At 76.1% G+C, this 21,505-nt stretch carries 18 protein-coding genes; 10 read left to right on the top strand and 8 right to left on the bottom strand.

Going from position 1 to position 21,505, the window contains the following annotated elements; all coding sequences use genetic code 11:
• Window positions 1-78: 78 nt before the first annotated feature.
• Entirely contained in the window at window positions 79-972 is an 894-nt protein-coding gene (locus ACIQUR_RS26955; protein WP_403669248.1) for an alpha/beta fold hydrolase, read from the bottom strand.
• A 107-nt stretch (window positions 973-1,079) separates the two neighbouring features.
• Here ACIQUR_RS26955 and ACIQUR_RS26950 point away from each other — a divergent pair, with 107 nt between their 5' ends.
• Window positions 1,080-1,712 carry a putative glycolipid-binding domain-containing protein gene (locus ACIQUR_RS26950; protein ID WP_403669245.1) on the top strand — a complete coding sequence of 211 codons (633 nt, stop codon included), beginning with the start codon at window positions 1,080-1,082 and terminating at the stop codon, window positions 1,710-1,712.
• A gap of 33 nt (window positions 1,713-1,745) precedes the next feature.
• Here the strand turns inward: ACIQUR_RS26950 and ACIQUR_RS26945 are convergent, their stop codons facing one another.
• Together ACIQUR_RS26945 and ACIQUR_RS26940 are read right to left on the bottom strand one after the other, a co-directional pair.
• Window positions 1,746-2,468 carry an NUDIX domain-containing protein gene (locus tag ACIQUR_RS26945; protein WP_403669242.1) on the bottom strand — a complete coding sequence of 241 codons (723 nt, stop codon included), beginning with the start codon at window positions 2,466-2,468 and terminating at the stop codon, window positions 1,746-1,748.
• Between the two features lie 79 nt (window positions 2,469-2,547).
• Complete coding sequence (locus ACIQUR_RS26940; protein ID WP_403669239.1) at window positions 2,548-3,888, bottom strand: tetratricopeptide repeat protein; 1,341 nt, start codon at window positions 3,886-3,888, stop codon at window positions 2,548-2,550.
• Window positions 3,889-4,042: 154 nt separating this feature from the next.
• Between ACIQUR_RS26940 and ACIQUR_RS26935 the strand changes: the two genes are divergently transcribed.
• On the top strand, window positions 4,043-5,413 hold the full coding sequence (locus tag ACIQUR_RS26935) for a M64 family metallopeptidase (RefSeq protein WP_403669236.1): 1,371 nt from the start codon (window positions 4,043-4,045) through the stop codon (window positions 5,411-5,413).
• A 126-nt stretch (window positions 5,414-5,539) separates the two neighbouring features.
• On the opposite strand, the gene ACIQUR_RS26930 is transcribed toward ACIQUR_RS26935, so the two are convergent.
• The 3 genes from ACIQUR_RS26930 to ACIQUR_RS26920 all read right to left on the bottom strand — a co-directional run bounded on the left by ACIQUR_RS26930 (window position 5,540) and on the right by ACIQUR_RS26920 (window position 8,821).
• Window positions 5,540-6,664: a hypothetical protein gene (locus ACIQUR_RS26930; RefSeq protein ID WP_403669233.1), complete on the bottom strand. Its 1,125-nt coding sequence runs from the start codon at window positions 6,662-6,664 to the stop codon at window positions 5,540-5,542.
• Window positions 6,665-6,912: 248 nt separating this feature from the next.
• Entirely contained in the window at window positions 6,913-8,433 is a 1,521-nt protein-coding gene (locus ACIQUR_RS26925; protein ID WP_403669684.1) for an SPFH domain-containing protein, read from the bottom strand.
• Between the two features lie 172 nt (window positions 8,434-8,605).
• A complete protein-coding gene (locus tag ACIQUR_RS26920) occupies window positions 8,606-8,821 on the bottom strand; it encodes a hypothetical protein (RefSeq protein WP_403669230.1) in 216 nt (71 codons plus the stop codon).
• Between ACIQUR_RS26920 and ACIQUR_RS26915 the strand changes: the two genes are divergently transcribed.
• Window positions 8,808-9,911, top strand: coding sequence for a PP2C family protein-serine/threonine phosphatase (locus tag ACIQUR_RS26915; protein WP_403669227.1), 1,104 nt, complete (start codon window positions 8,808-8,810; stop codon window positions 9,909-9,911). The two genes, ACIQUR_RS26920 and ACIQUR_RS26915, sit on opposite strands and share 14 nt — an antisense overlap.
• On the opposite strand, the gene ACIQUR_RS26910 is transcribed toward ACIQUR_RS26915, so the two are convergent.
• Window positions 9,895-10,851, bottom strand: coding sequence for a GlxA family transcriptional regulator (locus tag ACIQUR_RS26910; RefSeq protein ID WP_403669224.1), 957 nt, complete (start codon window positions 10,849-10,851; stop codon window positions 9,895-9,897). The two genes, ACIQUR_RS26915 and ACIQUR_RS26910, sit on opposite strands and share 17 nt — an antisense overlap.
• A gap of 100 nt (window positions 10,852-10,951) precedes the next feature.
• On the opposite strand from ACIQUR_RS26910, the gene ACIQUR_RS26905 reads away from it, so the two are divergent.
• The 3 genes from ACIQUR_RS26905 to ACIQUR_RS26895 all read left to right on the top strand — a co-directional run bounded on the left by ACIQUR_RS26905 (window position 10,952) and on the right by ACIQUR_RS26895 (window position 14,133).
• Window positions 10,952-11,545 carry an MBL fold metallo-hydrolase gene (locus tag ACIQUR_RS26905; RefSeq protein ID WP_403669221.1) on the top strand — a complete coding sequence of 198 codons (594 nt, stop codon included), beginning with the start codon at window positions 10,952-10,954 and terminating at the stop codon, window positions 11,543-11,545.
• Between the two features lie 389 nt (window positions 11,546-11,934).
• Window positions 11,935-12,516, top strand: coding sequence for a hypothetical protein (locus ACIQUR_RS26900; protein WP_403669218.1), 582 nt, complete (start codon window positions 11,935-11,937; stop codon window positions 12,514-12,516).
• Between the two features lie 381 nt (window positions 12,517-12,897).
• A complete protein-coding gene (locus ACIQUR_RS26895; protein ID WP_403669216.1) occupies window positions 12,898-14,133 on the top strand; it encodes an acyl-CoA thioesterase/BAAT N-terminal domain-containing protein in 1,236 nt (411 codons plus the stop codon).
• A gap of 69 nt (window positions 14,134-14,202) precedes the next feature.
• On the opposite strand, the gene ACIQUR_RS26890 is transcribed toward ACIQUR_RS26895, so the two are convergent.
• Window positions 14,203-16,983: a serine hydrolase gene (locus tag ACIQUR_RS26890; protein WP_403669213.1), complete on the bottom strand. Its 2,781-nt coding sequence runs from the start codon at window positions 16,981-16,983 to the stop codon at window positions 14,203-14,205.
• A 340-nt stretch (window positions 16,984-17,323) separates the two neighbouring features.
• On the opposite strand from ACIQUR_RS26890, the gene ACIQUR_RS26885 reads away from it, so the two are divergent.
• From ACIQUR_RS26885 to ACIQUR_RS26870, 4 genes are all read left to right on the top strand, one after another.
• Window positions 17,324-17,527: a DUF4287 domain-containing protein gene (locus tag ACIQUR_RS26885; protein ID WP_403669211.1), complete on the top strand. Its 204-nt coding sequence runs from the start codon at window positions 17,324-17,326 to the stop codon at window positions 17,525-17,527.
• Window positions 17,528-17,776: 249 nt separating this feature from the next.
• Window positions 17,777-18,691, top strand: a complete 915-nt coding sequence (locus ACIQUR_RS26880) for a MurR/RpiR family transcriptional regulator (protein ID WP_403669209.1) — start codon at window positions 17,777-17,779, stop codon at window positions 18,689-18,691.
• Between the two features lie 311 nt (window positions 18,692-19,002).
• Complete coding sequence (locus ACIQUR_RS26875; protein ID WP_403669206.1) at window positions 19,003-19,374, top strand: hypothetical protein; 372 nt, start codon at window positions 19,003-19,005, stop codon at window positions 19,372-19,374.
• A gap of 45 nt (window positions 19,375-19,419) precedes the next feature.
• The gene (locus ACIQUR_RS26870; RefSeq protein ID WP_403669203.1) at window positions 19,420-21,480 is read left to right on the top strand and encodes a prolyl oligopeptidase family protein; all 2,061 of its coding nucleotides are present in this window, start codon (window positions 19,420-19,422) and stop codon (window positions 21,478-21,480) included.
• The last annotated feature ends 25 nt before the right edge of the window (window positions 21,481-21,505 follow it).

Genomic DNA, 21,505 nt, shown 5'->3' with positions numbered 1-21,505 from the left:
CCCCCTCACCTCCAGCAGACGCCATCGGCCGGGCGCTCGCACATCGCGGCGTACCGGCGCCCGGCGTCCGGGCGCGGGTCAGGCCGCCGGAGCGGGCTCCGTGCCGGCGGCGGCGAGGAACTCCAGGAGCAGGGCCGAGGTCTCCGCCGGCCGTTCCACGGCCGGGAGGTGGCCCGCCCAGTCCAGCTCGACGTGCCGGGCCCGGGGGAGCAGGGCCGCGACCTCCGCCGCGATCGCCCGGAACTCGGCGAAGTCGTGGGCGCCGCCCACGACGAGGGCGGGCGCGTCGAGCGGCGCCAGCGCGGTGGCGAGGTCCGGTCCGCCGTCCTCGGCAGGCGCGTCACCCTCGGTGACCGCGCCCTCGGTGTCCGCGCCCTCCGCGCCCGACCCCTCCGTGTCGGCGCCCGCGTCCTCCGTGTCCGCCTCGCCGGCCGGGTCCCCGTCCGGCCCCAGCGCGGCGAGCTGGAGTTCGAACGCCCGGCGCTGCATCACGGCCACCAGCGCCCTGGCTTCCGCGGTCGCCTCCGGGCCCACCCAGTGCTCCACGTTCAGGGCCACGGCCGCCTCGACGTCGCCCGCCTCCAGCAGGGCGTCCTCGCGCTCCCAGAGAGCGGTCAGCTCGGCCCCCGGTACGAAGCCCGCCCGGGCCGGGCAGAGCAGGGCCAGGGCCCGTACGCGCTCCGGCGCCCCGGCGGCCAGCTCCAGCGCGACACGACCGCCGAAGGAGGCTCCCACGAAGGCCGCCTCCCGGATCCCGAGGGAGTCCAGCAGCGCCAGCACGTCGTCGGCGTCGCGGTAGGGGCCCGACGCCGCCGGGGTCCGCCCGTACCCGCGGAGGTCGGGCCGCAGCACCCGGTGGCCGGCCGCCACCAGGGCCGCGGCCTGGGGCTCCCACATGCGGCGGTCGCACACGCCGGAGTGCAGGAGCACGACCACGGGCCCGGCACCTTCAAGATCATGAGAAAGGATCATGCGGCGGATCGTAGGGCCGGGCCCGCCCCCGTGAACAGCGGTTATCCGCCGCGCGCCACCGCTCGCGCAGCGTGCCCGGCCGGACACCGGCGGGTAGGGTGCGGCGTATGAGCAGTGAGTCCGCCGTCGCCCCCTTCGTCCGCACCTGGGAGGTCGTGCCCAGCCGCGGGTACGAGACCTCCTGGATCGACCTCGGGGAGACGGCGCTCTCCGCGCGGGGGCGGGCCGTCGGGCTCACCCCGGAGCCGTACTGGGTGGCGTACGAGCTGGAGACGGGCGAGGGCTTCGTCACCCGGCGCCTGCACGTGACCGTGGAGACCGCGGCCGGCACCCGGACCCTCGACCTGCGCCGCGAGGACGGTGGCGGGGGCGGTGCCGGCGGGGGCGGCGGGGGCGGTGCGGGCGGTGGCCGCTGGACCGTGGACGGGGTGCCCCGGCCCGACCTCGACGGCGCCCTCGACTGCGACCTCGGCCTGTGCCCGCTGACCAACACGATGCCGGTGCTCCGGCACGGCCTGCACCGGCACGCGGGCGACGGCCCGCACGAGTTCGTGATGGCCTGGGTCTCCGTACCGGACCTGGCGGTGACGCCGGTCCGGCAGACGTACGCGCACCTGGCCCGCGCCGGGCACGGCGCCCGCGTCCGCTACGCCTCCGGTGACTTCACGGCCGACCTGGACCTCGACGACCACGGCCTGGTCCTCGACTACGCGGGCCTGGCCATCGCACTGACCCGCTGAGCGCTCCCCCCGCTTCCCCCCGAGTGGTGCCCCTCACCAGGCGCAGGGCGGGCGCAGGTCCCCGATGGAGTCCGCCAGTTCGATCGGTCGGGCGGGGAAGCCGGCGGTGTGCCAGTGGGCGATCCGCCAGGACAGCCGGCGGGGCCAGAGCGGTGTGGCCGGGAGGTCCGGGACCGGCACCCAGGTGGGGGTGCCGCCGTAGTTGTCCAGTTCCCCGGCGGGCAGGACCAGGCCCTCGGCGCGCACCGCGAAGTAGTGCTCCCGGCGGCCGTCCTTCCAGACCCGGGCGGCCTCCGAGAGCACCGTGCCGCGCAGTCCCGTCTCCTCCCGCAGCTCGCGGACCGCGGCCTGCTCCGGGGTCTCGCCGGCCTCGACGCCGCCCCCGGGGATCTCGTAGTGCCACCCCTCGGGCCCCTCGAAGCCGATCAGCAGGGCGTGCCCGTCCCGGATCACGATGGCCCCGGCCCGCACCCGCACGGGCTCGCGCACCGTCGGGTCGTCGACCGGCACCGGCCCGGCCGGCGGCACGCCGCGCACCCAGCCCCGCAGCACCGTCTCCGCCGTGCCGACGGGACGGATCGAGGCGTGCAACGCCTCCTCCAGCGACAACCGCCCGTCCCCCGCGCGCTCCGCCCCGCCGGGCAGCACCCAGCACGCGGCGGCACCACCCCGCCCCCGCTCCACCACCAGCCGCCCGCCCTCGAACCGCACGTGTACGAAGGGCGCTTCACCGACCGCGGACCGAGGCTCAGGCATCCACCGAGCGTAGCCCGCCCGCCCGTGGCCGGTCGAGGAACCGGGCGCGCCTCCGCGGCGCCCCTCCGGGCGCGGAGGGTCAGGGACCCGGCAGGGGTGGGGTCGTCGGAGCCGGGCCCAGGGTCGTCGTGCCCGGGGCCGCGCGGTGGGAGAGGCCCGTGCGGTACGCGTCCAGGGCCGCCTCCACGCGGCCGGTGCGGCGCAGCAGGTCGCCCAGCAGGCGGCACAGGTCCGCGAGGTCGCCGCTGGCCCCGCTCCGCTCCAGCAGGGCCAGCGCCCGTACGTAGTGCTCCTCGGCCGCCTCGGTGTCCCCGCGCTCCTCCGCGATCAGGCCGAGCAGCCGGTGCGCACCGCCCGCGTGCACCGCGCCGTGCCGGGCGTCCAGGTCCAGCAGGGCCGACAGCAGGCCGGCGGCCTCCTCGTACCGGCCCAGCCGGCGCAGCACGTCGGCCAGCTCCACCTCCACCTGCGCCGCGAACAGCGCGGCCCGCTTCGCCGTGAGCATGTCCCGGGCCGTGCGCAGTTCGCGTTCCGCCGCCGCGAGTTCGCCGTTCTGCGCCTGCACGTAGCCGCGCATCCAGTGGCAGTGCGCGAGATCCGTGCGCAGCCGCAGCTGGCCGTAGATCGCCTGCGCCTTGGCCAGCGAGGCGTCCGCGTCCGCGATCCGCCCCTCGGCCAGGAACGTCCGGGCCACCTGCCGGTGCATGCCCGCCACCAGCGCCGGGTCGGTGGCCGAGGGGGCCAGTGCCAGGGCGAGTTCCGCGGCGTGCGCGGCCCGCGCGTGGGCCCCCATGTCCATGTACGGGCTGATCACCGCCGCGTAGAGGAGCAGCAGCGCGTCGGGATCGGCCAGCCCGCCCGCCCCCAGCGCGTCGATGGCGGACTCCAGCAGGTAGCACGCGTACCGGAGTTCGCCCGCCAGCAGGTGGGCGATGGCCCGTCCCCGCACCGCCCGGGCCCGGCGCGGCAGCGGCTCGCCCGCCAGCAGCTTCTCCGCCTCCTCGAAGTGCCGCCGTGCATCCGGGAGTTGACCGCACTCCAGGGCGCACTCCCCGAGCCCCAGCAGCGCCTCGGCCCGCTCCGGTACGAGCTCCAGGTGCTCCGCGTCCGTCAGCGCCCGGCGGAACAGCACCGCCGCCCCGTCCGCGGCGCCGGTGGCCAGTTCCCGCTGGGCGTCGGTGAGCGCCAGCCGCAGTTCGGTGCCGAGCCGGGGCGGGCGCCCGGTCGCCAGCTCCTCGTACGACGTGCCGAGCCGCTCCGCGAGGAAGCGCAGGGCCGTCTCCGAGGGGCGCACCTTGCCGGACTCCAGTGTCGAGACGTAGGCCGGCGTGTAGGCGGGCTCCGCCAACTGCCGCTGCGTCAGACCGCGTTCGCCCCGAAGCCGCTGAACCCGGCGCCCGATCTCGGCCGGTTCGTCCATCGGATCCCTCCCGTATCGCCAACTCCTCGCTGAGCGAAGGAAGTAGACCATTGCGCGCGCCCCGCGCCGCCGCATAGCTTAAGCCAGCAGTTCATCAGATTTACTGCACTGCTTAATCACGGTCCACCCTCCACCCCCCTCAGGAGCACACCCCATGCGCACAACCCTGCGCACCGCCGTGGCGACGGCCGGCGTCGCGGCCACCCTCGCCGCGGTGCTGGCCACCGCCCCCGGTATCGCGGCGGCCCAGCCCGAGCCCGCGCCGGCCCCGACCGACGCGAGCGGCGCGGTCGTCGAGGTCGAGATACCCGGCCCGGAGCACGGCCGCCTCGCCGGCTCCGGACACCGCCGCGTCCCGGCCGCCTCCCCGCACAAGTCCACCGCCCTCGACTCGCCGGCCGCCAAGGCCGCCGACGGCCAGGTCACCCGGCTCGTCGACAGCGGCCGGACCGCCGACCGGCTGGACGTCGTGGTCGTCGGCGACGGCTACACGGCCGGCGAACTCGCCAAGTTCCACACGGACGCCCGGGCCAAGTGGGCGGAGATCACCGCCGTCGAGCCGTACACCACGTACCGCAACCTCTTCAACGTCTGGGCCGTCGACGCCGTTTCGAAGCAGTCCGGCGTCACCGGGGACCCCGAGGCCGGCACCCGGCGCGACACCGCGCTCGGCTCGTACTTCTGGTGCGAGGACATCGAGCGGCTGCTCTGCGTCGACCAGAAGAAGGTCGACTCGTACGTGGCCAAGGCTCCCGACGCCGACCTCGTCCTGGTCCTCGCCAACAGCAAGAAGTACGGCGGCGCCGGCTACAACGAGCCCAGCGCCACCCTCGGCTACGAGGGCATCGCCACCGCCTCCGCGGGCAACGACAAGTCCGGCCAGGTCGCCATCCACGAGACCGGCCACTCGCTGGGCAAGCTCGCCGACGAGTACTTCTACCCGGACTACCCGGGCTACGAGAAGTACACCGGCGCCGAGCCGGCCGACTCCAACATCAGCACCCTGAGCGCGGCCGACCTGGCCCGGAAGCGGGCCAAGTGGTACCGCTGGCTCGGCGAGACCTCGCCCGACGGCGGCAAGGTCGGCGCGTACGAGGGCGGCGGCTACTACGTCAAGGGCCTCAACCGGCCCACCGACAACTCGATGATGCGGGTGCTGGACAAGCCGTTCAACCTGCCGGGCGTGGAGCAGATGATCGCCGGCTTCTACCGGCACGCCCGCATCGCCACCCCGCTGACCGCGACCGACCGGACGCTGCGCACGGGAGCGGCCGCGAAGATCGCGGTGCCGAAGCTGGTCACGGCGGACGGCCGGAAGCTCTTCATCCGCTGGTCCCTGGACGGCAAGCAGCTGCCGCAGTTCAACGGCCGCACGAAGGTGCAGGTCTCCGAACTCGGCCTGGCGGCGACCGACCTGCGCACCCACAAGCTGACCGTCACGGTCACCGACCGCACCCGGGCGGTCCGCGACCCGAAGATCGCCGACACGCTGAAGCGGACGGTCGCGTGGAAGGTCCGCCGCTGACGCCCTGGCGGGCATGAGGACGGCGTGCGGACGGCGTGCGGACGGACGGTGTGATGCCGGTCCGCAGCCGGTCCGGCGGGCGGGGCGGCAGATGGGTGCCGTCCCGCCCGTGGCGGTTGCGGGGGCCTACAGCCCGAGCCCGGCGGTCAGGTCCCGGGCGGCGCCGGCGGCGACCGACAGCCGCACGGTCTCGGGGTCGGCTCCGGCTCCGGCTTCGGCTCCGGAGAAGCCGGTGGGGCCGGCGGGCCCGGCGGGACCGGTGGGACCGCCGCCGAGCAGGGCCGTGATCAGCCGCAGCTCCGTGGAGCCGGGACCGCCCGGCCGTACCGGCAGTTGCCCGAGCCGGGGCAGCACGAGCTCCGCGGTGGCCGAGGGCGCGAACACGGCCAGGGCCGCCAGCGCGTACCGGGCCGGCGGCGGCTGCGCGTCCCAGGTGCGGACGAGCCCGGGCACCCGCGCGACCACGGCGGCCCGCAGTTCGGTCGCGTACCCGGCCCGGTCGAAGCCGCCCGGCAGCGGGCCCGCCGGGGCGGCGGGCACCGTACCGGCGTGCAGGTCCGCGGCGGCGGCCAGCAGTTCGCGCAGCGCCACCGTCCGGCCGCCGGGCGAGACCCCGGGTGTCGCGGCGACCTCGGCATGGAAGGCGACGGCCCGGATCCCACCGCCGCCGAGCGCCGGCAGATGCTGGACGCACACCGTCAGTTCCTCCCAGAACGACCGGGTGTCCGGGTACGGGTCCTCCTCCGCCAGTGCCGGATCCAGCAGGTGGGCGAGCCCGGCCGGCGCCGCCTCCGGCGTCCCGTAGAGCCGCCGCGCCACCTCCACCACCTCCCGCACCTCGTCCGGCGGGGCGGTGTCGAAGGGCTCGCCCTTCCACCGCCGCCGCGGGCACGGCACCGCCTCCGGGAGGGGGTCCGGCAGCGGCATCAGCGCCTCCGGTGCCGCGTGCAGCTGCCGGTCGGCCCCCTCGTCCGGCACCGCAGCCGGCCCGTGCGACCAGACGGCCAGCGTGCCTCCGTACTCCCGCGCCAGCGCGGCCACGCGGCTGCGCTCCCCGGCCAGATGGGCGTCCAGCACCTCCGGCGGGCGGCCCTCCGGCACCGGGTACGCGGCCAGCGCCGACAGCCGGGGGAAGCCCGGCCCCGCCTCCAGCCGCACGGAACGTAAGCCCCGGCGCCCCAACTCGGCCGCCGCACCCCGCGCCGCGCCCTCGCCCGGCATCACCAACAGGTACGCCACTCCGATCACCATGCAACCGATCATGCCGCCGCCCCACCCCACACCGGGCCGGAATCCCGACGTCCCCTTACCTGCGGCACCCACCCCACACCGCCCCCGCACCCGGACCGCCGCCCCGAGCCCACCCCGTCCGCGGTCGGGCCCCCGAGGGGGCCCGGCCAGTCCACGGACTGCCGACGCCCCAGCCGCCGGCTCCCGCCGGGCGCGCCCGGGGTGCCGGCCCCGGCTGCTCCGCGTGCCCCGCGCCGGGGCCCGGGCGGTCAGGTCCGGGGCGCCTTCGCCTCCTTCGCCGGCCGCGCAGCCCCCGGCTGGGGAGCCTCCGGTTCCGAGGTCACCGGGATCCGCACCGGGCGCACCGCATCGGGCGCGGCGACCGGCGCGGCGACCGACGGGGAGGCCGGGGAGGGGGCGGTCGGGGCGGCGGCCGGCTGGTCGTTCATCGAGGCGAGCAGCCGCCGCGCCAGCCCGAGCCCCGTGCCGCCCATCGTGAGCGCCTTCGCGAACATGTCGCCCATCCCGTCCGCGCCGTTCAGCAGCACCATGTGCTCCACGTTGCCGAAGGCACCCGCGCCCGCCGCCACGATCTCGGGCCAGTTCTCGGCCAGTTGCTGCGCCACGACCGCCTCCTGATTCTCGGCCAGCGCCGCGGCCCGCGCCTTGATGGCCTCCGCCTCCGCCAGGCCCTTGGCCCGCGCCGACTCCGCGACCGCGAGCCCCTTGGCCTGCGTGGCGGCGGCCTCGGCCTCACCGGTGGCCCGGGTCGCCGTGGCCGTCGCCCGGCCGCGCGCCTCCGTGGCCTGGGCCTCGGCCGCCGCGGCCGCCTTCACCCGCGTGGCCTCGGCCGCCGCGGCCAGCTCGGTCTCCCGCGCCTTCGCCTGGGCCGCCGAGATCCGCGCGTCGCGCTCCGCCTCCGCCAGCGTCCGCTTCTCGTACGCCTTCGCGTCCGCCGGCTTGCGGACGTCCGCCTGGAGCTGCTGCTCGCGCCGGTGCGCCTCCAGTTCCGCCACCCGCGTCTCCTGCACCACCACCTCCTGGCGGGCGGCCGCCTCGGCCAGCGGGCCGGCCTGCCGTGCGGCGGCGGCCGCCTTGTCGCGCTCCGCCTGGTACCCGGCCTGGAGGATCTCGCTGTCCCGGGTGGCCTCCGCCATCCGCGCGAACGCGGTCTGCTCGGCCTCCGTCGCCAGCCGGTCGGCCTCCGCCTGCGCGATCCGCGCGTCCCGCTGCACCGCGGCCGCGTGCGGCATCGCCAGGTTCTTGATGTACCCCGTCGGGTCCTCGATCTCGTGGATCTGGAGGGAGTCCACGATCAGCCCGAGCTTCTCCATCTCCGTCCCGCACGCGGCCCGCGTCTGCCCGGTCAGCTTCTCGCGGTCGCGGATCATGTCCTCGACCGTCAACCCGCCCACGATCGACCGCAGATGACCGGCGAACACGATGTGCACCCGCTCCGGCATCATCTTCTGCTGGTCCAGGAAGCGGCGCGCGGCGTTGGCGATCGACACGAAGTCGTCGCCCACCTTGAAGATCACCACACCCTTCACCCGCAGCGGGATGCCCTGCTGCGTGACGCAGTCCACCGACAGCTGGGTCTCGTTGAGGTCCAGCGACAGCTTGCGGACGGCCTGCACGCCCGGGATGACGAGGGTTCCGCGCCCGGTGACGATCCGGAACCCCATCCCCTCGCCGAGCCCCTCGGTCTTGTGCGCGGAGCCGGAGATGACGAGCGCCTCGTTCGGCTCCGCCACCCGCCACATGAGCTTGAACACGCCGATCAGAACCATGACGGCGAGGAGCACGGCCCCCGCCACGACGCCGACGGACACCGGCGTTCACCCCCTTGGCGCGGTGCCGCTCGGCACCGCTGGACCGGCAGTGTGCTCCCGCCCCCACCCCGGCGAGAAGGCGTGCGCCGCTTCTTGTCGCCGTCTTGATACGCGGGGGCCGGACGCGGTGTCAGTTGTCGTACGCCGCCATGACGTACACCGTGCGCGGGGGCAGGTACTCGACCACCGTCACCACGGTGCCCGTCCCGATCCGGCCCTCTCCCGGGGCCGGGTACGCGAGGAAGTGCTCGGCGCCTCCCCGGACGCGGACGATCACCTCGCCGACCAGGCCCGGCCCCACCGTCCCGGTCACCCGGCCGGTCCGCCCCACCATGTCCTCGTCCATGTCCGGAGCGTACCCAGGGCCCCCGGTCTGGCAAGATCTCCCGCGGATGGACGACATGGAGAACTGCACGGCCTGCGGCGGTACGGTCGCACCCGACGGTCACTGCTGGGACTGCGGCACCCGCCGCCCCGCCCACCGCGCCCGGCTGGAGGCCGGGGCGCCCGACGGCGCGGCCGGCGTCTGTGACCGGGGGCGCGTCAAGGGCGTCAACGCGGACGCGATGGCCCTGGTGACGGCGGGGGAGTGGACGGTCGGCACGGTGTGCGACGGGGTCTCGATGGCCCCGCGCGCGGAGCGCGCCGCCACGCTCGCCGCCGAGGTCGGCGCCCGCGTGCTGGCGGCGCTCCTGACGGAGGGCCGGCTCCCGGAGGAGGCCCTGGAAACCTCGGGGCGGCGGGCCGGCCGCGCGGTCGCGGCCCTGGCCGGACAGACGGCCGGCTCCGTCCGGACGGCCGACTCCGCGCGGAAGCCCGACTCCACGGGGGCGGTCGGCTCTGCCCCGGCGCCCGGCTCCGCCCCCGCCTGCACCTACCTGGCCGCCGCCGTCGGCCCGCAGGGCCTCTGGTGCGGCTGGCTCGGCGACAGCCGGGCGTACTGGCTGCCGGACCGGGGCACCGCGTTCCGGCTCACGGAGGACGACCGGGGCACCGACGGCATGGCTGGGCGCGGACGCGGAGGACACGCCGGTCCACGTACGCTCGTACCGCCCGCGGGAACCGGGCACCCTGCTGCTCTGCACGGACGGCCTCACCCGCTACCTCCCCGACCCGGCGGCCCTGGCCGCCCTCCCGCCCGCCGGAGGCACCCCCCTGACCCGCGCCCGCGCCCTGGTGGACCACGCCCTCGCCTCCGGCGGCGCGGACAACATCACGGCCCTCCTCCTCCCGGCACCGGCTCGGAAGGCACCGATCTCGGGGGCCTGACCGGCGGAGGCACCCCCGGCGCGCCCGGCCCGGCCGGTGTCGACGGGGCGTCGGCCCCCGCCACACGGTCCGGGACCGCGGGCAGCCGCCGTGGCGGCCGGCGGGCGGACACCCGACGCCCGACGCCCGACGCCCGACACCGGACACCCCTCAGGGCGTGCGGGTGAAGGAGCGTCGGTACGTGCGGGGTGGGACCCCGCGGCGGCGGACGAACTGGGCGCGGAGGACGGCCGCGCTGCCGAACCCGGTGAGGCGGGCCACCTCCTCGACCGGGAGGTCGGTGGACTCCAGGAGTTCCTCGGCGCGGTTCAGGCGCAGGCCCAGGAGCCAGGCGTGCGGAGTCGTGCCGGTCGAGGCGGCGAAGCGGCGGGCGAAGGAGCGGCGGCTCATCAGGGCCCGCCGGGCCAGCTCGGCGACGGGCAGCGGCTCGTGGAGGTGCTCGCGGGCCCAGGCGAGCACGTCGGCCAGCCGCTCGTCCTGGCAGTCCTCGGGGGCGGGAGTGGCCAGGTACTGCGCCTGTCCGCCGTCGCGGTGCGAGGGCAGCACCAGGTCGCGGGCGATGGCGTTGGCCGTCGTGGCGCCGTGCTCCCGCCGCAGCAGGTGCAGGCAGAGGTCGAAGCCCGCCGCGGCGCCCGCCCCGGTGATGACCGGGCCCTGGTCGACGTACAGCGCGTCCGGCTCCACCGTCACGGCCGGGTGGCGGGAGGCCAGCAGGGCGGCGAAGCGCCAGTGGGTGGTGGCGCGGCGCCCGTCGAGCAGCCCGGCGGCCGCGAGCGCGAAGGCGCCCACGCAGTGCCCCGCGACCAGCGCCCCGCGCGCGTGCGCCGCGGCCAGCGCGTCGAGCACGGCGGTCCGCGGAGGCGTACGGAAGTCCGCCCAGGGCAGGGCGATCACCAGGTCGGCGGCGGCCAGCCGGTCCAGCCCGTGCTCGGCCACGAGCGGGAGTCCCACATCGGTGCGGACCCGCCCGGGCCGGTCGGTGCACAGGGCGAAGTCGAAGGCCGGCAGCCCCGGCCCCCGCGGGGCGAACACCTCCGAGACGATCCCGGCCGCGAGCATGCCGACGCCCTGCGGGGCGTACGCGGCGACGGTCACGAAGGGCGGCATCCGGCGAGTCTGACACGGCGCCGGCCGATGGCACGAATCCTGCGATCGGTGGCAGAAGGGCCACTCGTGGCACCCTCCGGCCCCCGGAAGACTTCGGGGCATGACAGACGCCCCCACCGGCCGCAGCGCCGAGTACACGATCCTGACCACCGGCTACACCCTCTCCACCGGCCCCGGGGTCGCCGCCACCGTCTCCTACGTACGGGACGGGGACCGCCACGTGATCGTCGACCCGGGCATGGTCGCCGGCCGCGACCGGATCCTCGGCCCGCTGGCCGAACTCGGCCTCGGCCCCGACGACATCACCGACGTCGTGCTCAGCCACCACCACCCGGACAACACGATGAACGTCGGCCTCTTCGGCCACGCCCGGGTCCACGACCACAAGGCGGTCTACGAGAACGACCAGTGGACCGACCGCGACGCGGAGGGGTACGAACTCGCCCCCTCCCTCCGCCTGATCCGCACCCCGGGCCACAGTCGCGAGGACATCACGCTGCTGGCCGGCACGGAGACGGAGGTCGTGGCCTTCGTGGGCGACCTGTGGTGGCGGCCCAACGGCCCGGTGGACGACCCGGTCGCCCCCGACCAGGCGGTGCTGAGGTCCTCCCGGCTCCGGGTGCTGGCCGCCGCGGACGTCATCGTCCCCGGCCACGGCCCGGCCTTCCCGGCGGACGACACCGCGCCCCACTAGGCCCTGTCTTTCGGATCACGCCGGGCTCGCGGGGCCTGGCACGCGCGTTCGCCGCGTTGTCGTCGGTCGCCAACGCTCCGCGTTGACTCCCTCCTCCGCCTTGCGATCGCACGCACCAGGCCCCGCTCCCTGATCCGGCCTGATCCGAAAGACAGGGCCTAGCCCGCCGGAACCCGTCCGCATCCCGGGGACCCGGAACCGTGCCGCCGTCGCGCACGTCCCACCCGGGCCCGGGCGGCAGGACGTCCGTGCACCGGCGCCACACGGCGCCGGGAACGCCACACACGGGGGACACCATGAGGAAGACCGCCACGACCACCGTCACCGCCGCCTGACTGCTGGCCGGCCTGCTCAGCGGCTGTACGACGCATGCCGTCCCCGACCAGCGCGTGCGGCAGGAGGCGGGCGGGGGGACCGCCGGGGCGGAGCCCTGCCCCGGGCTCGCCGAGTCCGGGGCGGGGGCAGAGCCGGGGTCCGGCCCCGGTGCCGCGCCGACGACCATCGACGGCACACCCGCGAACACCCCCGAGGCGCAACGCCTCGGCCAGGCCGTCGGCGACCAGGGGTACGGCGCCTTCGCCGACGTGTACGCCGGCCACATCACCGACCAGCCCGTCGGCCGGGTGGCCCTGTGCGTGACGGACCTCGAACGCGGCCGGAAGCTGCTGGCCGCCGCGCGGCAGGCCGACCCCTCCGTGGACCCGCGCCGCGCCGATCTCTACCTCGCCCGGTACACGGCACGAACCCTGGCCGCGGCCGTCGAGAAGGTCCTGCGCGGGTCCGAGGGCCTCGGACACCCGGTCTACGACGGGTCGGCGTCGTCCGACGCGTCGGCCATCGTCATCGGGACCACGGCGGAAGGCGCCGCGTCGGCGCGCTTCAAGGAGCGCCTGGAACGCCTCGCCGCGCCGGTCCCGGTGGTGCTCCGGAAGGGAGAGCCGGTGAACGAACTGATGGAGGGACAGGGCTAGGCGACGCTCGGCCGTCGGCCGTCGGCCGGTCGGCGAGTCGGCCCGTCGGCGCGCCGCCTCGTGCGGATGCCTTCCCTCCTCCGGCAACGGGCTTGATACTGCGCGCTGTTCGGGGCGGGGAAGGGCGCGGGACGAGCGGGGGAGGCCGTCGTGGCGGGGGAGCGGACGGGCGAGGACGGCGGGCCGGGTGCGGGGGCGCAGGTGGCGGCGCGACTCGGGTCGGCCGTGTGGCGGTGCTTCGGCTTGCGGCTTGCCGTGCGTTCGCGGCTCGCCGTGCGTCCGCGGTCCGCCGTGCGGCAGTGGCCCGCCGTGCGTCCGCGGCCCGCTGTGGGTCCGCCGCGCGCGACCGTACCGGGGCGGCCGACGCGGCCGGGGCGGCGCGTGCCGGTGGCCGGTGCCGTGCTGGTCGCCCTCCTCGCCGGGGCCGCCGGTACGACCGGCTGCGCCGGGAAGACGTACCACGGCACCTTCCGGGTGTCCGTCACGGCCGAGCCCCGGAGGGGGCCGGCCGACGCCCCGCTCCGGATCGGGGTCAGCGGGCTCGCGCCGGGCGAACGGTTCACCCTCACCGCCGCGACGACGGACCGCGAGGGGCTCGTCTGGACCTCGACCGCGCACTTCCGCGCCGGCCGGCGGGGCGGCACCGACCTCGCCCGGGACGCACCGCTGGCCGGCAGCTCGTACCGGGGCGTCGATCCCTCGGGCCCGCTCTGGTCCATGGTCCCCGCCACGGGCGGCGCGGACCGGACCTGGTTCGTGCCCGGACGCCCCGAACGCGCCGGCGCGTACGAGGTGCGGCTCGCCGTCAGCGTGGACGGCGTCGTCCAGAGCCGGACCACGGTCACCCGGGTCCTCGCCGCCCCCGGCGTCCGGCACCGGACCCTGACCGTCCGGGCCGACGGGGTGAGCGGTGACCTGTACCTGCCGCCCCCCGGCGGCACCGGGCGGGCGCCGGTCCTGCTGTTCGGCGGCTCGGAAGGCGGCAACGGCCTCTACGAGGAGGCCGCCCTGCTCGCCTCGCGGGGGCATCCGGCCCTCGCGCTCTGCTACTTCGGCTGCGCCGGCCGGCCCGCCGCCCTCGCGGACATCGACCTCGCCTACTTCGCCGCCGCGGCCCGGCTGGTCGCCGCCCAGCCGGGCGCGGACCCGGCACGGCTCGCGGTCGTCGCCTCCTCACGCGGCACCGAGGCCGCCCAGCTGTTGGCCCAGTACGAACCCGGGCTCGTCCGTGACGCCGTCCTGTTCGCCCCCAGCCGGGACACCAACGGCGCCTATCCCGTCGCCGGCACCGCATGGGTCCGCGGCGGGCGGCCGCTGGAGCACCGGCCCATCCCGCTGGACCGGGTGCGCGGCACCGTGCTGGCGGTCGCCGGCGGTGCGGACGGACTGTGGGACGCGGGGGCGGCCGCGCGTTCGCTCGGGCGGCAGCACGGTGCCGACGGCCGCCCGTACCGGGTGCTCGTCCACCCGCGTGCGGGACACGGCGTGGGCGGCCCGCCGTACCGGCCAGCCGGCACCGTCCTGCCCGACGGAACGCCGCTCGGCGGCACCCGCGCGGCCGACGCCCGGGCCCGGGCGGACGGCTGGGCCGCGGCCCTGGCCCTGCTCGACCGCTGAGCCGGCGGCCGTGACGACGGCCGGCCGGCCCCCCCCCACGGAGGGGGCCCGGCCGGGGAGGCGTACCGGCTAGCCGAGGCGCGTCAGCTTCGCACCGAAGGACGGCGCCTTCAGGTCGTGCTGCACGGCCACCGGAACCGTGGGCGCCCCCGGGCCCGTACCGACGGTCAGCGTGGCGACCACGGTGCCCGCCGGGGCCTCGGCCGGCAGCTTCCCGTCCCCGCTGCCCTTGAGGGCGAGGGACAGCTTCTGACCCGGCACCGCCACCGCCGTGACGTCCTGGGTGGCGACGAGCGGGGTCCGCGTGCCCAGGTGGTCGTCGACGTACCCGACGACCTGTCCCTTCCTGACGACCGTCGCGGCGGTCAGCGCGTTCCGCACCGCCTCGATGATCTTCTTGCTGTTGTCCTTCACCAGGCCGAGGGACCGGATGGCGTCCGGGTCGGGCCCGTCCACGTGCTGGTCCATCAACGTGCCGATGATCAGCGGCGTCTTGTCGCCCACCGTTTTGTACGCCGCCCACATCAGGGCACCGCCGGCCGCCGAACTGGAGCCCGTCTTGATGCCCTTGATGCTCAGGCCGGACAGCAGCAGGTTGTCGTTGTTGTTGTTGATCGGAGCCGGCAGGCCCTCGATCCTCGCGTTCGGCAGCGCGACGATCGCCCGGAACGCGTCGAACTCCATCACCGCCTCCGCGAGCTTCAGCTGGTCGGTCGCGGTGCTCACGGTCTTCGGGTCGAGGCCGCTCGGGTCGGTGTAGCGGGTGCTGGTCATGCCCAGCTCCTTCGCGGCCGCGTTCATCTTGGCCACGAAGGCGGCCTGGTCGCCGCCGCCGTCCCAACGCGCCAGCAGCCGGGCGACGTTGTTGCCCGAGGGGATCATCAGCATCTTCAGCATGTCCTGCTGCGAGAACGTGCTGCCCGCCGTGAGGCCCTCGATGCGCGACTCGTGCTCGGCCGTGCCGTCCTGGACGGCCTGGGCGTCGACCTCGATGCGCGGACCGTCCTCGTTCTTCTTCAGCGGGTGGTCGCGGAGGATCACGTACGCCGTCATGACCTTGGCGACGCTGGCCGTCGGTACGGGCTTCTGCATCCCGAACGTGCCGACGTCCCCGGCCCCCTGGACGCGGACGGCACCCTGTCCGTCCGCCGGCCAGGGCAGGTCCAGCCGCCCGTCGACGGTGGCGGAGGCGGGCGCGCCGTCGGAGGCGAGCGTGGCGGCGGGCACGGGGCGCAGCGCCTGTACGCCCGCGAAGACGCCGGCCAGCAGCAGGACGACGGGCGTCCACACCTTGACGCGGCGCACCAGGGTGCGGGTGGTGGTCTCCGGCGGGGGAGGCGTGTTGGTGAGCTGCGCCAGCAGGTCGAGCGGCGGCAGGGGCTGCTCGGTGGTGGGCGCGGGCTCGGCGGGGGCCGTCCGGGGTCCCTGGGGCTGCGCGCCCTTCGGCTGCGCCTGCTCCCGGTCTCCCGTCTCCGCCGGCTCCGCGTCCTGGCCGTCCGGCCGGGCGGGGGTGCGCAGGTGGACGGTGCGCTGGTCGCCCCCGTCCCGGCCGGGCTCCCGCGCTTCGGCCTGATGTCCGGCCCGCGGGTCCCCGGCCTGCCGCGGTTCCAGCGGCTTCAGGGGTACGAACGTACTGGTCCGCTCGTTGTCGCTCTCGCCGTCGCCGCGCGCCCACGCGGGCACCCGGCCCGCACCGCCCCCGGAAACCTCCCCGGCACCACCGGTATCCGTGGGCTGCGGCCCGTCCCCGCCGGCCCCCGCCCCGTCCTGCTCCCCGCCGCCGCCCGCGGAGGGCCCGTCCGCGCCGGGAGCGCCACCCTCCGATTCCTCGGGCCGTCCCTCCTCCGTGTCGTCGGCCTCGTCGCCCTCGTCGGCCCGCGGCCGTGCATCCTGCGCCGCGTCCCCGCCGGCGTTGGACGGCTCGTCCGCCGCCGGCGCGTCGGCCTCCGGGCGCGCTTCGGCGTCGGATGCCCGGCCCGCTGCCGGGGCATCGTCCACGGCGGTGTTCCGGGCGGTTGCGCCCTCGCCCTCGTCCGCGCCCTCGTCCTCGTCCTCGTCCTCGTCGTCGGGCCGCCGGTCCGGGGCCGGGGCGGGAGCCGGCGCGGTGGCGTTCGGTGCGGTGCTCTCGGAGGACCCGGCTTCCGCCGCGCCGCCGTGCTCCCCGGCCGCCGCGCCGCCCTCGGCGGCGCCCGCGCTATCGGAGCCGCCGTCCTCGGTGCGCTCGGTGCCCTCGGCACCCGTGTCGTCGGCCGCCGCCGCGTCCCGCGGTTCCGCTTCGGTGGCCTCTTCGCCCCCGGTCGCGGCCTCCCGCGGTTCCGCTTCGGTGGCGGCGTCGCTCCCGGCCGCCCGGTCGCCGTCCGCGCCGGACCCGGGCGGCGCGGCACCGCCGTCGTCGCCGTCAGCCTCCGCCACGGAGGGTTCCGCGGCCGTGTCGTCCGCCCGCCCACCAGGCTGCGCCCCGGATTCCGGACCGGTTCCGGCCTCCTCGTCCCGGTCGCCCCCATCGGCGTCCGACGCCGCGTCCCGGGCCCTGCCCGCACGTCCGGCGGACTGGGTTCCGTCCTCCCGCACGGGGCCGTCGGAGGTCTGCCCAGCAGATTCCGCTTCCGCGGCCCGCCCGGGGGCGTCGGCCCCGTCGGCCCCGCTCTCGGCGGCCGCGTCCGTCACCGCCGCCGGCACCGCCGTCCCGTCCGGCACCGCCGTCCCGTCCGGCACCGCCGTCCCATCCGGCACCCCGGCACCGTCACCGGTGCCCGTGCCCTCCGGCTCTCGCTCGCGTTCCCGCTCCCGCCCCCGCAGCATGTCCTCGCCCCGCCCCGCCGGGTCCTTCGCTCCCGGTACCGCTGTCATCCGTCGCGCCGCCTCGCTCGCCGTCCTCCACGTACGTCGTACTAGATGGCCGAAAGGGGCGGAAAGGTTCCCGAACGGCTCCACCCGTCCCGGAAAACCTGCCGGTCAGGGCCTTGATCCCGGCCACGGCGCCGTCACGGCCCCGGCCGCCGCCCCCGTGTGCCCCCCACCCCCGCCCGGACTGGCCCGGCGCTACGACGGAGAGGCGAGCGCGGAGGTGACGCAGGTCACACCGCATTCCCCGATGAGTTCCGGTTCCCGCGGCGGTCTGCCCCGACGAGACGCCCCGGCCGCACCCGGCCGGCCGCGTCAGCCAGCACGCAGCAGACAGGAGACCGCCGTGACCACCCCCGCCAAGGGCCCCGCCAGCTACTTCCCCTCCATCGAGAAGAAGTACGGCCGCCCGATCGCCGAGTGGCAGGAGCTCATCAACGCCTCGCCGCTGACGAAGCACATGGAGCTGGTCGCCTGGCTCAAGACGGAGCACGGCCTGGGCCACGGCCACGCCAACGCCCTCGTCGCGCACACGCTCGCCCAGCGCTGACCGGCGCTGACCGGTGCGCCCCCGCCGGGGCGGCGGCCCCCCCCCGCCCCGGCGCGCCCGGCGCCCCCCTCCCGACCCCGTCCCGCCGCCGCACGGAACGTACGCCTCCGCCGCGCGCCCCCTCGTGCACCCCGCACGTCCACCCCAACTCCCGCTGGTCAGCGCCCTCGGCGCGGTGCGAGCGCGCCCGGCCGGACACGGTGAGTGAGCTATGTTTGAACTCCCAGTGGGTCGAAAGGGAGGCGGACGGTGGCATCGGGCCAGCAGGAACGCGCACAGGCTGCCGCGATCACTCCCGGCGGGCAGTCCGTGGACGCCGAGCGCGCTCCGGCGGACCGCGTCCGCGGCCTCTTCGACGGCCGGCGGCTCTCCCCGGGACAGCGGCGGATCGCGCAGTACCTCATCGACCACCTCACCGAGGCGGCCTTCCTCTCCATCACCGAGCTGGCCGAGCGGGTCGGCGTCAGCCAGCCCTCGGTCACCCGCTTCGCCACCTCCCTCGGCTTCAGCGGCTACCCCGCCCTGCGTGACGCGCTCCAGCCGCTCGCCCTCAAGGCGGTCGCGGGGGCGCCCGAGGGCGACGAGAACCGCCGCAACGAACTCCAGGCGGCCGTGGACGCCGAGATCGAGAACCTGGAGAACGTCCGCAGGCTGCTCGCCGACACGGACCGCGTGCTCGACATCGGCCGGGACCTGGCCCGCTCCGTCCCGCTGACCGTGCTGGGCCTGCGCATCTCCGTCTCGCTCGCCGAGTACTTCGCGTACGCCGCCCGTCGCATCCACCCCGACGTGCGCCTGGTGACCCGTGGCGGCAGCGTCGCGTACGACGCCCTGCTCCAGTCCCGCGCGGCCGGCGGCACCTGGGTGCTGGCCTTCGCGATGCCCCGGCACGCGAAGGAGACCCTCGGCGCCATGCGCGCCGCGCGGAGCGCCGGGCTGCGGATCGCGCTCATCACCGACCTGACCCTGGGCCCGCTGGTGGACGAGGCCGACGTCGCCCTCACCGCCGGAACCGGCTCCCGGCTCGTCTTCGACTCGTACGCGGCACCGGGCGTGCTCGCCGCCGCCCTGCTCCAGGCCATGGCCGATGCCGACCCGGAGCGGACGCAGGCGCGGCTGGAGGGTTACGAGCAGGTGGCCGAGCAGCACAATTTCTTCCTGTAGGACCCGTTTCACGGCGATTTTGCGGCGGATTTTCATGCGCCGATGTCGCATGAAATTTTTCATGCCCTTGCGTACTCGACGGTATATATATTTACTCGGTACTGCGCTCGGGTCGTTCACCCGATGCCAGGGAGGGCGATCCCCTACGCCCTCCTGGAACGCCGACGTTCCGACGCTCCCTCCTCGCGCCGGGCCGAGGCGTCCCTTACGGGCTCGTATCCCGCAGAGCGCCACCGGCGGCCCCGGTCACCCCTTAGACCGGGGCCGCCGTTCCGAGTTCCGCACCCTTGGAAGCAGCGACGAGTATGTCTATGTCGGCCACCATCACGCTCAGCCCCGACTGGCCCTGTCAGGTCAAGTCACCCGGCAGTCACGACTGGGAGCGCACGGCGACCCGCTGGCTGCGGGACCTCCTCCCCGCGCGCTACGCGGGCTACTCGACGCTCACCCGGCACCACGTCCTCCTCGCCCGCCACGCCCAGCTCCAGATCCAGCACGAGATGCGGGCCGTGCGCGTCGCGCTGGAGACCAGCCGGGTCGAGCTGCCCGCCCTCGGCGTCGTCGACGCGGTCATAGAGAACACGATCAGGATGTACGCGATCGAGCTGGAGCAGCTCGGCCGCCTGGCCCGCGGCGTCCGCCTCGTCTCCGACGCCCTGCTCGCCGCCCAGCGCCGCCGCTGACCCCGCGCCGCGGGCGCGCCCCGGCCCAGGGTGCACAATCGTCCGGTGACCGACGACGACGCGTACCTGTGGCTCGAAGACGTGACCGGCGAGGCCGCCCTGGACTGGGTCCGGGCCCGCAACGCCGAGACCGCGGAGGCGCTGACCCGCAACCCCCTCTTCGACGGCCTCACCCGAGAGGTCCGCGAGGTGCTCGACGCCGCGGACCGCATCCCCTACACCCGCCGCAGGGGCGCCCACCTCTACAACTTCTGGCAGGACGCCGAGCACGTGCGCGGCGTCTGGCGGCGCACCACGCTGGAGGAGTACCGCACGGAGCGGCCGGACTGGGAGGTGCTCCTCGACCTCGACGCCCTCGCGGCCGAAGAGGGGGAGGAATGGGTCTGGGCCGGCGCGCAGACCCTCCGCCCGGACCACGACCGCGCCCTCGTCGAACTCTCCCGGGACGGCGCCGACGCCGTCGTCGTGCGCGAGTACGACCTCGTGACCCGGGAGTTCACGCCCGGCGGCTTCCAGGTCCCCGAAGCGAAGACCACGATCGGCTGGATCGACCGCGACCACCTCTACGTCGGCACCGACTTCGGCCCCGGCTCGACGACCGCGTCCGGCTACCCCCGCGAGGTCCGCCGCTGGCGCCGCGGCACCCCGCTCACGGAGGCCGAACCGGTGTACGCGGCGGACGCCGACGACCTGTCGGCCGGCGGCTGGTACGACCGCACGCCCGGCTTCGAACGGCACTTCCTCTCCCGGCAGCGGGACTTCTGGCACCGCGAGCTGTTCCTGCTGGAAGGTGCGCGCACCGACGGCGCGGGCGCCGGAGCCACCGGAACGCCGCGCCGGATCGACGTACCGGACGACGCCGCCGCGTACGCGCACCGGCAGTGGCTGGTCGTCACCACCAAGTCCCCCTGGCTCGGCCACCCCGCGGGCACCCTCCTCGCCTTCGGCTTCGAGGACTTCCTCGCCGGCGGACGGGACGCGACGGTGCTGTTCACCCCCGACGGCAACACCGCGCTCGCCGGCCACTGCTGGACCCGCGACCACCTCATCCTGCACACCCTGGCCGACGTCAGCGCCCGACTGGAGGTGCTCACCCCCGCCGACGGCTGGCGCCGCGAACCGCTGGCCGACGTACCGCCGCACGCCACGGCGACCGTCACCGACACCGACCCGGACACCGGGAACGAATACTTCCTGGTGGTCAGCGGCTTCCTCCAGCCGGCCACCCTGCACCGCGGGGAGATCGGGGCCGGCAGCGAGACACTCAGGCGCTCCCCGGCCCGGTTCCCCGCCGAAGGCCTGGCCGTGGCACAGCACTTCGCCGCATCCGCCGACGGCACCCGCGTCCCCTACTTCGTCATCGGCCCCGAGGCCGGCCCGCAGGGCCCCGCCGCCCCCGCGCCCACCCTGCTCTACGGCTACGGCGGCTTCGAGGTCTCCCAGCTCCCCTCCTACAGCCCGGTGCGCGGCCGCGCCTGGCTGGCCCGCGGCGGCGCGTACGTGGTGGCCAACATCCGCGGCGGCCGGGAGTACGGGCCGGCCTGGCACCGGGCCGCGCTGAAGGCCGACCGCCCCCGCGCCTTCGAGGACTTCGCCGCCGTCGCCCGGGACCTCGTCGACCGGGGCTACACCACCCCGGAGCTGCTCGGCATCGAGGGCGGCAGCAACGGCGGCCTGCTGATGGGCGCGATGCTGACCCGCTACCCCGAACTCTTCGGGGCGGTCGTCGCCACCGTGCCCCTGCTGGACATGCTGCGCTTCCACAAGCTGCTCGCGGGGGCCAGCTGGACCGCCGAGTACGGGGACCCCGACGACCCCGCGGACCGCCCGCACCTGACGGACCTCTCCCCGTACCACCGCGCGGAGGCCGACCGCCCGTACCCCCCGCTGCTCCTGCTCACCTCCACCCGCGACGACCGCGTCCACCCCGGGCACGCCCGCAAGATGGCCGCCCGGCTGCGGGACCTCGGGCACCGGGTGCACTTCCACGAGCACCTCGGCGGCGGCCACGCCACGTCCACCAACCACGACCAGACCGCCTGGAACGAAGCCCTGATCCACACCTTCCTGTGGCACCGGCTGACAGCGCCTGCGACCGGGGCCTGACCGCCGTCCGGCCGGGGCGAAACCC

Source organism: Streptomyces sp. NPDC101132 (assembly GCF_044759225.1).
GTDB lineage: Bacteria > Actinomycetota > Actinomycetes > Streptomycetales > Streptomycetaceae > Streptomyces.
This window is presented reverse-complemented; position numbering and strand designations above follow the sequence as displayed.

What these genes read in the sequence shown, in the direction of transcription:
- ACIQUR_RS26955 (WP_403669248.1), bottom strand. Translation starts at nt 972, where the DNA reads ATGATCCTTTCTCATGATCTTGAAGGTGCCGGGCCCGTGGTCGTGCTC.
- ACIQUR_RS26950 (WP_403669245.1), top strand. Translation starts at nt 1,080, where the DNA reads ATGAGCAGTGAGTCCGCCGTCGCCCCCTTCGTCCGCACCTGGGAGGTC.
- ACIQUR_RS26945 (WP_403669242.1), bottom strand. Translation starts at nt 2,468, where the DNA reads ATGCCTGAGCCTCGGTCCGCGGTCGGTGAAGCGCCCTTCGTACACGTG.
- ACIQUR_RS26940 (WP_403669239.1), bottom strand. Translation starts at nt 3,888, where the DNA reads ATGGACGAACCGGCCGAGATCGGGCGCCGGGTTCAGCGGCTTCGGGGC.
- ACIQUR_RS26935 (WP_403669236.1), top strand. Translation starts at nt 4,043, where the DNA reads ATGCGCACAACCCTGCGCACCGCCGTGGCGACGGCCGGCGTCGCGGCC.
- ACIQUR_RS26930 (WP_403669233.1), bottom strand. Translation starts at nt 6,664, where the DNA reads ATGGTGATCGGAGTGGCGTACCTGTTGGTGATGCCGGGCGAGGGCGCG.
- ACIQUR_RS26925 (WP_403669684.1), bottom strand. Translation starts at nt 8,433, where the DNA reads ATGGTTCTGATCGGCGTGTTCAAGCTCATGTGGCGGGTGGCGGAGCCG.
- ACIQUR_RS26915 (WP_403669227.1), top strand. Translation starts at nt 8,808, where the DNA reads ATGTCCTCGTCCATGTCCGGAGCGTACCCAGGGCCCCCGGTCTGGCAA.
- ACIQUR_RS26920 (WP_403669230.1), bottom strand. Translation starts at nt 8,821, where the DNA reads ATGGACGAGGACATGGTGGGGCGGACCGGCCGGGTGACCGGGACGGTG.
- ACIQUR_RS26910 (WP_403669224.1), bottom strand. Translation starts at nt 10,851, where the DNA reads ATGCCGCCCTTCGTGACCGTCGCCGCGTACGCCCCGCAGGGCGTCGGC.
- ACIQUR_RS26905 (WP_403669221.1), top strand. Translation starts at nt 10,952, where the DNA reads ATGACAGACGCCCCCACCGGCCGCAGCGCCGAGTACACGATCCTGACC.
- ACIQUR_RS26890 (WP_403669213.1), bottom strand. Translation starts at nt 16,983, where the DNA reads ATGACAGCGGTACCGGGAGCGAAGGACCCGGCGGGGCGGGGCGAGGAC.
- ACIQUR_RS26875 (WP_403669206.1), top strand. Translation starts at nt 19,003, where the DNA reads ATGTCGGCCACCATCACGCTCAGCCCCGACTGGCCCTGTCAGGTCAAG.